The organism is Variovorax paradoxus (genome assembly GCF_024734665.1).
GTDB lineage: Bacteria > Pseudomonadota > Gammaproteobacteria > Burkholderiales > Burkholderiaceae_C > Variovorax.
In genome coordinates this window covers 353,401-367,500 of the sequence record NZ_CP102931.1, presented here as the reverse complement: position 1 = coordinate 367,500, position 14,100 = coordinate 353,401, and the positions used below count along the sequence as shown (strand labels likewise).

The following is a 14,100-nucleotide window of genomic DNA, read 5'->3' as shown; positions in this document are numbered from 1 at the left end:
CAAACTCTATAGTTCGATCTTGATTTGCGCCCCATCTCGCGATGAGGCAAAACTCATAAAAAAAGAAATTGAAGTGAACTTCACTTCTATTCTCATGAGCGTTTTTAAGTCTTGCGACTTGTTCCGAAGAACTTACGCAATTACCTTCAAACGCCCACGCTTATCGGCTGTAGATTTTTAACGAACCTCGAAGCAACTTTGCGTTGACTTCGTTTGCTTTGCTGCGATCAGCGAAGCCTTGTAGTCTATCACGATTTTCAAAGAATCGTCAAACTTTTTTCGCTTTCAACATCTTCTTATTCGCATCCCGCAACCTTCGTTGCAAGCTGCTGAAGCCGTTTCAGCGGAGCCTTGCAGTCTAGCACGACTTTAAAAGTCCAACCAAACTTTTCAACTCTTTCTTCGCCTTCAACCAGCTTCTTTTCGCAACCCGCAACTTCCGTCGCAAGCCGCTGAAGCCGTTTCAGCGAAGCCTTCGATTATGCACCGTTTTTTCAAACCGCGTCAACTTTCGAAGACTTTCTTCACCGCCAACAATCAACGCCCCAGAAGAAGCACCAACTGCCTCGAACACCAGTGGCATTCATCAGCGAAGCCCACTAGTATATGACAGATTTGGGGCCGTGCACGACTGCCCTAAAGAAACTTGAAAAGGGGCCTCTTCGAGCCCCCTTCATACAGAGCCCATCTCCCTGCCGCCAAGCCCTGACATTGGCTCCTCCGATAATCCGCGCCACATGGCACTCATCACACTCCTCGACGCCCAACTGGCGTTCGGTCACGTCCCGCTGCTGGATCATGCGGACTTTTCTCTTCTCGAATCGGAGCGCATCGGCCTGATCGGCCGCAATGGCGCGGGCAAGTCTTCCCTGCTCAAGATACTGGGCGGCCTGGAGAAGACCGACGACGGCACTCTCCAGTTGCAGCAGAACCTCCGGGTGGCCTATGTGGCCCAGGAACCTCTTCTGGATATGGATGCGGATGTCTTCACCGCAGCCAGCCAGGGCCTGGCCCCCGTCATTGCCATCCGTGACCTCTATCTCTCCGGCGCGGACGGCCTAGACCTGGACGCCCTCCAGTCCCAGATCGAAGCCTTCGACGCCTGGAACTGGGAGCAGCGCGTGGAAGAAACGCTGCACCGCCTCCACCTCGACCGCGACGCCCGCGTCGGCTCTCTCTCCGGCGGCACCCGCAAGCGTGTCGCCCTGGCGCAGGCTCTGGTGGCCGCGCCAGACGTCCTCCTGCTCGACGAGCCCACCAACCACCTGGACCTCGACTCCATCGAATGGCTCGAACAATTGCTGATCGACTTCAAGGGCAGCGTCGTTACTGTCACCCATGACCGCAGCTTCCTGAACCGCGTCGCCACCCGCATCGTGGAGCTGGACCGCGGCAAGCTGGGCTCCTACCCCGGCAACTTCGAGCAATACCTGCTGCAGAAGGAAGAGCAGCTCGCCCAGGAGGCCGTGATCAGCGCCAAGGCCGACAAGCTCCTGGCCCAGGAAGAAATCTGGATCCGCAAGGGCGTAGAAGCCCGCCGCACCCGCAGCCAGAGCCGCATCACCCGCCTGCAGGAACTGCGCGCCAGCCGCGTCGCCCGCCGGGAGGTGCAAGGCAGCGTCAACATGGACGTGGCCTCCGGCCAATCCAGCGGCAAGATCGTGGCCGAGCTCACCGAGGCCACCAAGTCCTTCGGCGAAAAGACCGTCATACGCAAGTTCAGCGGCACCATCCTGCGCGGCGACAAGGTCGGCCTGCTCGGCCCCAACGGCGCGGGCAAGACGACCCTGCTGAAGCTGATTCTGGGCGAGCTCGAACCCGACAGCGGCAAGATCCGCCGCGGCACCAACCTGCAGGTGGCGTATTTCGACCAGATGCGCGACAAGCTCGACCTCGACGCCACGCTGGAAGACTTCATCAGCCCCGGCAGCGAATGGATCGAAATCGGCAGCCAGAAGAAGCACGTCAAGAGCTACCTCTCGGACTTCCTCTTCTCCCCCGCGCGCGCCAACTCCCCCGTGCGCTCGCTCAGCGGCGGCGAGCGCAACCGCCTGCTGCTGGCCCGCCTGTTCGCGCGCCCCGCCAACGTACTGGTGCTCGACGAGCCGACCAACGACCTCGACATCGACACCCTGGAGTTGCTCGAGAACCTGCTGCAGGATTACGACGGCACCGTGTTCCTCGTGAGCCACGACCGGACCTTCCTCGACAACGTGGTCACCAGCACCATCGCCTATGAAGGCGACGGCAGCTGGCGCGAGTACGAAGGCAGCGTGCAGGACTGGCTGATCCAGTCCAAGCGCGCCCGCGAGATCGCCGAGCAGCGCGCGGCCGCCGCCCCGACGCCAGCACCCGCCCCGGCCGCGGAATCCCCCGCCCCCAAGGCAGCAGGCGCCCGCAAGAAGCTGTCTTATAAAGAGCAGCGCGAACTCGACACCCTCCCCGCCCAGATCGCAGCCCTCGAAGCCGAGCAGACGCGCATCACCGAAATGCTCGAACTCGACGGCGGCGCCATCTACGCCACCGACGCGTCGCGCGCCACCGAGCTTGCCGAGCGCCACACCCGGATCGACGACGAACTGCTCGCCGCCCTGGAGCGCCAGGAAGAGCTCACCGCCGGACGCTGACACCCACCGGCTCCGGTCGTCCGCCCGTCCGACGCCAGGCGGCCGCCGACTAGGCTATATATGCGGCTCACCCCTCCAAGCCTCGGGAAAGCCGCATGCCTTCTTCCTTCCAGACGTTCTTGCGCCGATCCACCGCGCTTCTCGCGCTGCTGATCCTCGGTGCCTGCGCACAGCTGCCCCAGAACGTCGACCGGCCCGTCTCGACCGCTCTCGCCTCGCCAGCCACCGGCACCGCGATGGCCGACCTGGTGCAGCAGCGCCGGCAGACCGACAAGGCCCGCTATGAATCCGGCTTCCTGCTCCTGGGCGGTCCGCAGGCCGCCTACGGCAGCCGGCTCGCGCTGATCGAGGGTGCCCAGAAGACGCTGGACCTGCAGTACTACGCGATCCACGCCGATGCCAGCACCGGCCGCCTGCTGCGCGGCCTGCGCTCGGCCGCCGAGCGCGGTGTGCGGGTGCGCGTGCTGCTCGACGACTTCCACACCACCGGCCGCGACGCATTGGTGCTGGGCCTGGCCTTCATCCCGAACATCGAGATGCGCCTGTTCAATCCGCTGGCCGGCTCTCGCGACTCCACCTTCAGTCGCCTGCTCAATTCGATCGACGACGCCTCGCGCATCCAGCAGCGCATGCACAACAAGCTGTTCCTGGCCGACAACGTGCTCGGCGTCACGGGTGGGCGCAACCTTGGCGATGCGTATTTCGGCAACGCGACCAACGGCAACTTCGTCGATGTCGACGTGCTGGCGGCCGGCCCTATCGTGCAAGACCTCTCGCGCAGCTTCGACAGCTACTGGAACAACGAGCGCGCCTACCCGGTGCAATCGCTGGTCACGCGCGAGGAACTGCAGGCCATGCGCGACCGTGCGAGAAAGGCCGACCAGGAACTGGCCGAAGAATCCGCCAGCCAGCAGAAAGGCTCGGACAACGCCCCTCCCACCGCCGAACAGCGCGCCCGCGCCTGGGACGAAAAGCCGCTGGACCTGCGCACCGCCACCTTCGTCTGGGCGCCGGCCGCAATGCTGGCCGACAAGCCCGGCAAGATCCCCGCCGACTCGGGCCCCGAAAGCGCGAAGGCGCCGGGCCTCGTGGTCAGCCGGCCCGGCGACAAGGCCGGCACCTCGCCCGGTGCGGCCTCGCTGGAGGCCGCGTCCGACCTGGCCGCCGGCGGCGACACCGTGGTCGAAGGGCTGCTGCAACTGATCGGCCAGGCCCGCGCCGACCTGCTCATCATCTCGCCCTACTTCGTGCCCGGAAAAGACATGCTGCAAGCCTTTTCCGCGGCCCGCACCCGGGGCGTGCGCATCCGCGTGCTGACCAACTCGCTGGCCTCGAACGACGCGCCGGTGGCGCACGTGGGTTACGCGCGCCACCGCGAAGAACTGCTCGCGATGGGCATCGAACTCTACGAACTTCGCAGCGAGCAGACGAGCTTCGGCAATGTCTTCGGCTCCTCGGGCGGCGGCAGCACGGGTACCTCGGGCGAATCGCGCGCCATGCTGCACTCCAAGGTGCTGGTGATGGATGGCCGTCTGCTGGTGGTCGGATCGATGAATCTCGACCTGCGCTCGCAGCTGCAGAACACCGAGATCGCGCTGCTGATCCGCAGCAACGAACTCTCGCGCGCCGCGTCCGAGCAGATCGAACGCGGCATGCGCGAGCGCTCATGGCATGTCGAGCTGGTCGACGGCTCGCTGTTGTGGCGCGCGCCCGAGGGCAGCGGCCTGAAGGACACCACCACCGAACCCGATGCCAGCGCCACGCTGCGGCTGCTGCTCAAGCTCTTCGGGCCGCTGGCGCCAGACCAACTGCTTTAGAAAAACCGTCAGTGCTTGTGCTGATGCGCCGAACCGGCTGCATCGGCACCCTCGGGCGCCCCCACCGGCAGCGTCACGTCCAGCGCAGTCTTCACACCCTTGGCGTCCTCGAACTTCAGCGTCATCGGCACGGTCGCGCCCTTGGCCAGCGCGCCCTTCAGGTCCATCATCATCACGTGGTAGCCGCCGGGCTTGAGCTCGACGGTCTGGCCCGCGGGCAGGTCGAGACCACCGGTCAACTCGCGCATCTTCATGGTGTCGCCTTCCATCTTCATCTCGTGCACTTCGGCAATGCCGGCGGCCGGGGTGGAGATGCTCACCAGCTTCGTGCCGGTGGGCGCGGTCAGCTTCATGAAGGCGCCGGTGCCGCTCTGGCCCGGTACCGACTGGCGCACCCAGCCGTCGCGCACGTCGACCGTGGCCACGCCCTGCGCCACCACGTTCAGCTTGGCGGCCGGGCTCTTCAGGCCGGCAGTCGAGCTGCCCGATGCTGGCACCTCGGCCCAGTCGGCCACGCCGGTGTCGCAGGTCTGCAGCACCTTGAACCACAGCGTGCCGGGCGTCGCGGGCACCTTGCCGCGCAGCACGAATTCGGCACGCTCGCTGCCGGGCAACGCGTTCTCGGGCTTTTCTGCCGTCCAGCGCACTTCGCCATCACCGCTCTTCTGCACGTCGAGCTTCCAGCCCTTGCGCTCCTGCGCGTCGCTCAGCACGAAGCCCTTGGGCAGGCGCACGGCGAGGCCGGTGGTGGCCTTGGCGCCTTCGCAGGCGTGGCCGACGCGGAAGGCGGCGTTGTAGTCGCTGCCCACGGTGGCGCCGCCCGGCGGCAGGGTGACGTGCGCCACGGCGGCGCCCGCGCCCGCCAGCATGGCGCAGGCAGCAGCGGTCTTGAGCGTCTTGAGAGCGGCCATCGAAGTCTTGTTCATGTCGTGTCCTTGCAGTTGGAGTGAAAGAGTCAAAGGTCGAACTTGAGTTCGGCCACATAGGTGCGCTGCGGGTACGGGTGGAAGGCCCAGTACCTGTTGTTGTTCAGGTTGTCGATGCCGAAGGACGCGCTCCATTGCTTGTCGATCCGGTAGCGTATGCGCGCGTCGACCACGAAGAACTTCGAGAAGCCCATGTACGCGAAGCCGTTGGGGTCGCTGTTGTCGAGCGTGCCGTACTGTTTGCCGCTGTAGCGCGCGCCGACGGTGTAGCTCCAGTTGGCGTCCGGTCGGTAGGTGGCGAGCAGCGTGGCGCGTACCTTCGGCACGCGCGGCTGGTCGTGGCCGACACTGGCGGGAAAGCCGCTGTTGGCGGTGATCTTCGAGCGGGTCAGCGTGAGGCTGCCGCTCAGGTCGAGCCCCCGCATGCCCACGTCGACCGCGTTCATCGCCACCTCGAGCCCGCGCGTGCGGATGGCGTCGACGTTCTGCACCGTGCTCACGAGGTTGGTGAGGGCCTGCGTGTAGAGCGCGTCCTTCGTGTTCTCGAAGAACAGCGTGGTGCGCAGCACGCCGTCGAGCCCCCAGCCCTTCAGGTCGCGCTCGGCGCTGAGCTCGGTGGTCCACGAGCGCTCGGGGCGCAGGTTCGGATTGGTGTTGATGATCTGGTTGCCGCTGATCGAGCCCTGGTAGAGCTCGCTCACCGTCGGCATGCGCACCGCGCGGCCGGTCGAGGCCTTGAGGAGCCAGTCGGACGTGGCCTGCCAGGCGATGGCGGCCTTGGGCGAGTCGTAGCTGTTCTTGCGCGGTGCAAAGTCCAGCAGCGTGGCCGCATTGCCGAGCTGGCCGCCGTAGGCCTCCCAGCGCTCGTGGCGCAGGCCGAGCGTGGTCTTCCAGTCCTTCGCGAAGCGCCAGGTGTCCTGCACGTAGAGCGACTGCAGCCGGGTGTTGCCGTTGAAGGCCGAGAACGGCGTGACGGGTGATCCGTTGATCCAGTCGAGCGTGTTGCCGACGCTGGTGCGCAGGCGCGCCGTGTCCTGCTGGAAGCCGAAGTCGACCACGTGCGCGCCCACGCCCTCGGCCGAGCCGGTGGGCCGCCAGGTGCCGGCCGCCTTGAAGGTGTTCCAGCCGGAGCCGCCCATGTCGGTGGTGCGGCCCGGGCCACCGCTGAAGGCGCCCGGCAGCGGCGTGGTGGGCGTGCGCGAGGTGTCGCTCGAATAGTCGAACAGGCTCGCCGCCACCTCCCAGTCGAACACGCCGCCGGTGTGGCTCTTCACCGAGAGGCCGTGCATGTAGTGCGTGAGCGCGGTCTCGGTCGGCGCGAGCGCGGCGCTGGGCGAATCGAGGTTGTAGGTGCGCCCGCCGATGTTCACGCGGCCGCTGTACACCGGCCGCCCGAGCGCATCGCGCAGCCAGGTGTCGACGCCGCCGTGCGTGGTGTTGTTCCACGCACCCAGCGTGTAGGTGGCGCGAATGGTGGGCGAGAAGTCGTACGCCAGCTTGAGCTTGGCCTGCTCCTGCGTGGTGTCGTAGATGGTGGAGCCACCCACCAGCCACCAGGGCTGGTTCGACGGGTTCAGCCCAAGCACTGCGCCGGTCACGGGCGTGCCCGCGCTGCCGACTGTGCCCGCGCTCACCAGCCGGTTGCCGAACACCAGCGCCTGCCCCTTGCTGTGGGTGCGCGAGGCGCTGAGCCACCACGACCAGTCGCCGCTGCGGCTGCCCAGCGACAGGTCGAGCTGCTGGCCGGCCGGGGAGGAATGGCTGTTGTACAGATCGAAGTTCGACACGAAGCCGCTGAGCTTGATGTGGGCTTCGAGCTGCGTGGGCATGCGCGTCACGTAGTCGACCACCGCGCCAACCGAGTTACCGGGGTACGCAGCCGAGAACGGCCCGTAGAGCACATCGACCCGCTCGATTTCTTCCGGCGACACCATGCCCCAGCGCGGCGCGTAGGTGGCGCCGTTGCCCAGCGGGTTCGACAGCACGATGCCGTCGGCATAGACCAGCGAGCGCGCGCTGTTGCCCGTGCCCGAGGCGCGAGTGGCGAGCACGGCATGGTTGAAGTCGCCGATGTAGCGCTTGCGCACGACCAGGCTCGGCAGGTACTTGAGCGCGTCTTCGCTGTCGGTGGCGTTGACGGTCTCGACGATCTGGTCGTGCGTCACGCCTTCGATGGTGGTGGGGATCTGCGCCGGCAGCGAGGTCGGCCGGCCGCCGCTCACGGTGACGGTGCTCAGCGAACGGCCACCGGTGCCGCTTTCAGGCGCTTCGGCGGGCTGCTGCTGCGCCAGCGCAGGCGCGCCAAGAGGGAATGCCATGGCGATCGCCAGGGCGCGGGAATGCTTTTTCAAGAGGAACCTTCTCCACGAAACTTCAAGCCAGACAGGCCGCACACGCACTCTGTCGTGCGTATGCAGCTATGGTTTTGAGAGCGTCAGGAGAAAGTCGGGGGCCCGCGCGCCGGTAGCGGCGCCGCGGTGGCCGCGGCAAGGCGCGCGGCAGGAATGGACTGGACCACGCGGCCCAGCGGCAGGGGAAGGTCGAAAACCGGAACCGCCATGGCCGGCGGCGGCGCGCCGGTCAGCACGCACAGCGGGCAGTCCATGTGCGAGGCGCCCATTTCCTGCGCGCCGTCTTCGGTATGGACCACCACCTTGATCGAGCCGGCGCTGGAGCACACCAGCTCCATCGACTGCGGATTCACCAGCGGCGACGCCACCGCCACGCCCAGCGACATCACGAACCACAGCAGCACCCAGCGGCCGACGAGGCCGAGGAAGCGGGTGTGGGTTCGCAGCGCGTGCATGGCGGGCGATTATCTGCGCACTTTGCCCTTGGCGGCAGGGGCTGCGGCCTTGGCTGACGCTTTGGCGGGGGCCTTGGCGCCCCTGGCGGCGGGTGCCGCCTTCGTCGATTTGCCGCCCTTCTGCGCCGCCTGCCCGCGCTGGCCCTTCACGGCCTTGCCGCCCCGCACGGCCCTTGGCGCCGGCGAAGGCGCCGCGAGCGCGGGCATCGGCTGTGCCGTCTGCGCCTGTGCGTTGGTCAGCACGGGCGTCACGGTGAAGCCGCGCGCCGCCATCAGCGCGGGCAGCCCCTGCGGGCCGATCATGTGCAGCGCCCCGACCGCCGCGAACACGCCCTTACCGCCGGCATGCAGGCGCTCGATGCCGTCGGCCAGGTTCGGGTTGCGGTCGTCGAGCAGGCGCTTCATCAACCGCTGCTCGGCGGACGTTTTGAGGCAGTCACACCACTGGGGATAGCTGGCAAGCCGGGCCGCGTCGCTGCGCGCCCAGACATCGGCCAGTTCCTTGAGCTGGCCGCGCAGCTTGCCGGACTCCAGCTCGTCGAGCGCCGCGTCCACCTGCTCGGCTTCTTCGGCTTCGGATTCGCCGGTCAGCACCTTGATCTGTTCAGCCGCGTTTTCGAGCGCGACGATCGGCTTGCTGCTGTTGCGGGCGGAGACCGCCAGCGTCTCGTCCACGCCGAATTCCGGGTACAGCCCGTCGGCTCGCCCCGCCAGGCCGGCCAGCGCCGTGACCTGCAGGATCGGCTGCAGCTTCGACAGCGTTCCCGGCGGCACGCAGGCTTCAGAGTTCTGGCGCTCCAGCCGGCGGGCGCGCTCGCCGCTGAGCATGCGCGCCAGCAGCTCCGGGTCGGCCGGCCGGGCCATGGCGCGGGCGGTGGCCTCGTCGCGCAGGTCGAGTTCCAGCGCGAGGGTGTCACTCTGCGCCAGCGCCTTCTGGATGGTTGGGCCGGGCCGCACCCAGTCGCCGCGGCCGACGTGGATGGTGCCGTAGAGCCACGAGGTGCGCCCGTCGCGCTCGATGCGCCAGAGCACCCCACGGTCGACGCCGTTGCGCACGCCCATGCCCGGCTTCTCGAGGCTGGCGATGGCCGATGGCGGGCAGGCGGCATGCGCCGCCGCGAAGCTGAACACACAGCACACGCCAGCGAGGATGCGGCGCGGCATGCGCCGGAAATCCGGCGCGGAAGGAAGAAGAGAGAGGATGTCGCGCATCCGCGCGATGACATGCATGCCGCGCATCCGCGCGGCGAGGACCCGGAGTATCCGCAAGGCTTGCTCCACGATGAAAGAAAGTCCGGCATTCTCACAGCACCGCTGCCCATAATCCGAAACCATGCAGAGCATCTTCCACCTTGCCTTCAACGTTCGCGACCTCGACGGTGCCCGCCGCTTCTATGGCGACGTGCTCGGCTGCGCCGAAGGCCGCAGCACCGACACCTGGGTCGACTTCGACTTCTTCGGCCACCAGATTTCGCTGCACCTCGGCGAGCCCTTCGCCACCGCCCGCACCGGCCGCGTCGGCGACGTGATGGTGCCAATGCCGCACTTCGGCCTCGCGCTGGCCCTGCCCGACTGGCAGGCAATGGCCGCGCGGCTCGAAGCCGCCGGCACCGAGTTCGTGCTGAAGCCGCAAGTGCGCTTCGAAGGCCAGCCGGGCGAGCAATGGACGATGTTCTTCTTCGACCCGTTCGGCAACCCGATCGAGATCAAGGGCCTCCGCTCCCTCGAAACGCTCTACGACAAGTGAAATGACCCCGCGCCGGATCGCCCCTCGCGGCGCCGCCGCACTCTTCGCACTCCTCTGTGCCACGGCGGCGCATGCGCAGCTCGACTGCGAACTCAACGGCCGCAGCGTGAACCCGACCAACGGCAGCAGCACCGCCGGCAAGACCGGCCTGCTGCGCTGCAAGGACCACGCAACCGGCGAGTTGCAGCGCGAAGAGCAGATCCAGAACGGCGTGTCGATGGGCCTGGTGCGCATCTACGAGAAGGGCAAGCTCGCCAAGGAGCACAGCCTCAACGCCAAGGGCAACCTGCATGGCCGCGCCCGCGAGTTCTCACCCACGGGCCGCGTGCTGCGCGACGCCACCTACGACGACGGCCAGGAGCGCGGACTGGTACGCAACTTCTACCCCGACGGTAAGCTGCGGCGCGCCATCTTCTATCCCGACACCGGCAGCGGCAGCGAGCGAGCGTCGGTCGAATTCACCGAAAACGGCCAGCTCTCGGCCCTGCGCTGCGCGGACGCGCCCACGCTCGCGCCGGTGGCGGACGACGCCAAGCTCTGCGGCTTCACGGGCACCGGCCCGTCGCAGGTCGACCTGTTCGATGCGCGCGGCAGCCTGCGTTCGAGGCTTTCTTTCGTGTCGGGCAAGCGGGTGCGCTCGCAGAGCTTCTACGACAACGGCAAGACGGCGTCGCTGGACGAAACCGTGGGCAACCAGCGCACCGAGCAGAACTACTCGTCCGAAGGCGTGAAGCGCCGCGAGACGGTGTACCTGCTGGTCGAGCGCGCGAGCGTGCGCATACGCGAGCAGGCCTTCTCCGAAAAGGGCACGCTGGTGCGCGACCAGCGCTGGAACAGCGCGGGCGAGCCTATCGTCGACGACGGCTACTACCTCAATGGCCAGCCGCGCAGCAAGTCGGCCTACAGCGGCAGCGGCGACGCGCGCGCGGTCGAGATCACCGAGTTCTACGACAGCGGCCAGCGCGCCGCGCAGGGCCGCTACGAGATCGCGGGCCGCAACCGGCAGATTCCGGTCGGCACCCACCAGCGCTTCAGCGAGAAGGGCACGCTACTGGCCGAGTCGAGCTTCGACGCCAAGGGCCGCGTGACGCGCGAGCGCACCTGGGACGAAAACGGCGAGCTGCAGCGCGACGACGAAGTCCTCGAAGACGGCTCGCGCAAGGCGTTCACCCGATAGGGCAAACGTCCACTGCTGGCATCAGTCGAGCTTGATGCCAGCCTGCTTGATGATCGGGCCCCAGCGCTTCGACTCCGCGCGCGACAGCGCCGCGAACTGAGCCGGCGAGCCCGGCATCGCTTCCATGCCGAAGTCTTCGAAGCGCTTCTGCACGGCGGGCGTGCCGAAGGCCTTGTTCAGGTCGCCGTTGAGCCTGTTCACCACCGCGGGCGACAGGCCGGCCGGGCCGAGGATGCCCTGGAACGCAAACACCTCCGTGTTGGGCACGCCCACTTCAGCCAGCGTCGGCACATTGGGCAGCAGCTTGCTGCGCGCACCCGAGCCGATGGCCAGCACCCGCACCTTGTTGCTCTGCATGATCGACAGGCCCGAAGCCAGGTCGAGGAACATGCAGGGCACCTGCCCGCCCATCACGTCGGCCATGGCCGGCGCCGCGCCGCGGTACGGAATGTGGGTGATGAAGGTGCCGGTGCGCACCTTGAACATTTCCATTGCCAAGTGGTGCGGCGAACCGTTGCCGGGCGAGGCGTAGTTGACCTTGCCGGGATTGGCCTTCACGTAGGCCAGGAACTCCTTGAAGTTCTTCGCCGGGAAGTCTGGGTGCACCACCAGCGCGAGCGGAAACTTGCCGATCGCGCCGATGTAGGTGAAGTCTTTCTCGGGGTTGAAAGGCAGCTTGCTGAACAGATGCTCGTTGAAGGCCAGCACGGCGTTGTCGGCCGAAAGGATCGTGTAGCCGTCGGGTTTGCTCTTGGCGACCAGGTCGGCGCCGATGTTGGTGGAGGCGCCGGGGCGGTTGTCGACCACGATCTGCTGGCCCAGCGTCTGGCGCATCGATTCGGCCAGCACGCGCGCGATCACGTCGGTGCCACCGCCTGCCGGGTAAGGCACGACCCACTTGATGAGTTGCGCGGGGTACTCCTGTGCATGGGCGAAAGGCGTGGCGGCCACGGCGGCGCCGGAAGCGAGCGTGGCGAGAAGGGTGCGGCGATCCATGGATCAGTCTCCAGTCGTTTGTAATTTGGAAGGTCAGGAAGCGGACAGCGATGGTACGGGCAGCGCGCGCAAGGCATCGGCCAGCGCGGCGCGGCAGCGCGCCTCGTCGCCGACCTGCTCGAACAGCAGCAGCGCGAGCCGCGCGAGGAACAGCGATTCGCGCTCGGCGCCTGCCTCGGTGATGGCACGCGCGCACTCGGCATAGAGGCGGTCGCGGGCGTCGGGGTTCAGCGGTGTCGTGGTCATGCGAGGGGCTCCTGGGCCGCGCGGGCCAGTGCGGGTTGCAGGGCGCCGGACGGCAGGCGATGCCAGCGCGCGGCCACGTGGCCGTCGGGGCGCAGCAGGTAGACCGCGCCGTCTTGCGCGCCGAGCGCTTCGAAGACGGCGGGCGAGGCATGCGCGTCGGCGCCGTCGATGCCCGGGCTCGCGATGCTGCGCACGACGAAGGGCAGCGCTCCCTGCCGCGCCTGTGCGATGTCGGCTGCAGGCAGCGGGGCCACGTCGGGCCGCAGCACCAGCAGCGTGAAGGTCGGTGCGATCCAGTCGGTGAGGTGGCCTTGCGCGAGTTGTTGCTCGGGCATCACCTCGCCCGGCAGCGGACCGGCCGACAGCACATCGCCTTCGCTAGACAGCGGCGAATCGGCATAGCGCACGGCCTGCGTCTGGCGCGGATTGATGAGCTGCGCAATGCCGCGATGCGCCTCCGAGAGCGACAGCGCCGCCTCGCGCAGCAAGTCGAAGCCGCGAGACGGCGGCGACATGAACTCGGTGCTGCGCATCGCGTTTTCGGCGTTCACATGAAAGGCCGCGATGCGCTCCTGCGAATACGAGTCGAGCAACTCCGCATCCGACAAGCCCTTGGCCACGAACGCCAGCTTCCACGCGAGGTTGTCCGCATCGTCGAAGCCCGAGTTGAGCCCGCGCACGCCGAAGATCGGCATCGCATGCGCCGCGTTGCCCGCGAACACGACGCGGCCGTGGCGGTAGCTGTCGAGCGTCATTGCGCCGGCACGGTAGACCGAAGTCCACACCGTCTTCCACGGCAGGTGGCCTTCGCCGATGGCGTCGAGGTGGCGCTGCACGAACTCGGCCACGGCCGGCGGCTGCAGCGCTTCTTCGGTGCTCTGGCCGGGGCGCAGTTGGTAGTCGATGCGCCAGATGTCGTCGGGCTGGCGGTGCATCAGCACGGTCGAGCCCGGGTTCCACGGTGGGTCGAACCATGCGCGGCGCTCGGTGGGGTGGCCGCTGTGCAGCTCGATGTCGATAATCACGTAGCGGCCTTCGTAGCCCGTGCCCTCGAGCGCGAGCCCCATCGCCTTGCGCACGAAGCTCTGGCCGCCGTCGCAGGCCGCGAGCCACTGGCCGTGCAGCCGGTAGGCACCTTCGGCGTTGCGCACGTCGAGCGTCACGCCTTCATCGCCTTGCTCAAGGCCGGTGAGCTCGGTGCCCCAGCGGATGTCGATGAGCCCCGGTGTCTGCTCGTTGCGGCGGAAGATCTCTTCCAGCAGGTAGTGCTCGGCGTAGTACTGCTCGAGGTTGATCATCGGCGGCAGCTTTTGCTGCGCGTCATGCGGCATCTCGAAGCGGAACACCTCGGCCGTCTTGTAGAAGCTGCGCCCGCCGGTCCACGGCAGTCCCTTGGCCATGAAGCCGGGCAGCACGCCGAGCCGTTCCATGATTTCAAGGCTGCGCCGCGAGATGCAGGCCGCACGGCTGCCGACGCACACCGTGTCGTCGGCTTCGAGGATCACGCAGCGCACGCCGTGGTTCGCGAGCCCCAGCGCGAGCGCCATGCCGACCGGCCCACCGCCGGCGATCACCACCGGATGGCGGCCGGGCTCGATGCCGCCTTCTTCGAGCGGCGGCGTCCAGGGCTTGTAGCGCGTGTAGTGGAAGGCGCCGACCGATGGCGGCAGTTCGGTGGCGCTGGCCGGCGGAGGCACGGGGCCGCTGGCGGCATCGGGAGAGTTCGTCATTCGACGGGATTGTCCCGATGCGCGCGGC

Annotated in this window: 11 protein-coding genes and 1 rRNA gene (1 of these 12 only partly in view); 4 read left to right on the top strand and 8 right to left on the bottom strand. The window is 67.4% G+C overall.

From position 1 onward, the window contains the following. Window positions 1-15: ribosomal RNA gene (locus NWF24_RS01715) — 16S ribosomal RNA — on the bottom strand; it reaches 1,520 nt to the left of the window's first position. A gap of 722 nt (window positions 16-737) precedes the next feature. Between NWF24_RS01715 and NWF24_RS01710 the strand changes: the two genes are divergently transcribed. Then, window positions 738-2,627 (top strand): ATP-binding cassette domain-containing protein, encoded by a 1,890-nt coding sequence (locus NWF24_RS01710; RefSeq protein ID WP_258352719.1) that lies wholly within the window; start codon window positions 738-740, stop codon window positions 2,625-2,627. 95 nt (window positions 2,628-2,722) lie between these two features. Beyond that, a complete protein-coding gene (locus NWF24_RS01705; RefSeq protein WP_258352718.1) occupies window positions 2,723-4,444 on the top strand; it encodes a phospholipase D family protein in 1,722 nt (573 codons plus the stop codon). A gap of 8 nt (window positions 4,445-4,452) precedes the next feature. Here NWF24_RS01705 and NWF24_RS34185 read toward each other — a convergent pair whose 3' ends face one another. From NWF24_RS34185 to NWF24_RS01680, 4 genes are all read right to left on the bottom strand, one after another. Next, window positions 4,453-5,370, bottom strand: a complete 918-nt coding sequence (locus NWF24_RS34185; protein ID WP_309148856.1) for a copper chaperone PCu(A)C — start codon at window positions 5,368-5,370, stop codon at window positions 4,453-4,455. A gap of 29 nt (window positions 5,371-5,399) precedes the next feature. Next, the gene (locus NWF24_RS01690) at window positions 5,400-7,688 is read right to left on the bottom strand and encodes a TonB-dependent receptor (RefSeq protein WP_258352717.1); all 2,289 of its coding nucleotides are present in this window, start codon (window positions 7,686-7,688) and stop codon (window positions 5,400-5,402) included. 116 nt (window positions 7,689-7,804) lie between these two features. Next, window positions 7,805-8,176, bottom strand: coding sequence for a DUF2946 family protein (locus NWF24_RS01685; protein ID WP_093079084.1), 372 nt, complete (start codon window positions 8,174-8,176; stop codon window positions 7,805-7,807). Window positions 8,177-8,185: 9 nt separating this feature from the next. After that, complete coding sequence (locus NWF24_RS01680; RefSeq protein ID WP_258352716.1) at window positions 8,186-9,406, bottom strand: TraB/GumN family protein; 1,221 nt, start codon at window positions 9,404-9,406, stop codon at window positions 8,186-8,188. Window positions 9,407-9,509: 103 nt separating this feature from the next. On the opposite strand from NWF24_RS01680, the gene NWF24_RS01675 reads away from it, so the two are divergent. Further along, window positions 9,510-9,923, top strand: a complete 414-nt coding sequence (locus NWF24_RS01675) for a VOC family protein (protein WP_093178403.1) — start codon at window positions 9,510-9,512, stop codon at window positions 9,921-9,923. 1 nt (window position 9,924) lies between these two features. Further along, the gene (locus NWF24_RS01670; RefSeq protein WP_258352715.1) at window positions 9,925-11,100 is read left to right on the top strand and encodes a toxin-antitoxin system YwqK family antitoxin; all 1,176 of its coding nucleotides are present in this window, start codon (window positions 9,925-9,927) and stop codon (window positions 11,098-11,100) included. A 21-nt stretch (window positions 11,101-11,121) separates the two neighbouring features. Here the strand turns inward: NWF24_RS01670 and NWF24_RS01665 are convergent, their stop codons facing one another. The 3 genes from NWF24_RS01665 to NWF24_RS01655 are packed head-to-tail and all read right to left on the bottom strand — an operon-like array spanning window position 11,122 to window position 14,072. Next, window positions 11,122-12,096, bottom strand: coding sequence for a Bug family tripartite tricarboxylate transporter substrate binding protein (locus NWF24_RS01665; RefSeq protein WP_258352714.1), 975 nt, complete (start codon window positions 12,094-12,096; stop codon window positions 11,122-11,124). 33 nt (window positions 12,097-12,129) lie between these two features. Beyond that, entirely contained in the window at window positions 12,130-12,342 is a 213-nt protein-coding gene (locus tag NWF24_RS01660; protein ID WP_093178406.1) for a DUF2783 domain-containing protein, read from the bottom strand. Next, on the bottom strand, window positions 12,339-14,072 hold the full coding sequence (locus NWF24_RS01655) for an FAD-dependent monooxygenase (RefSeq protein ID WP_258352713.1): 1,734 nt from the start codon (window positions 14,070-14,072) through the stop codon (window positions 12,339-12,341). The genes NWF24_RS01660 and NWF24_RS01655 overlap by 4 nt, the downstream gene beginning before the upstream one ends. Between the last annotated feature and the right edge of the window lie 28 nt (window positions 14,073-14,100).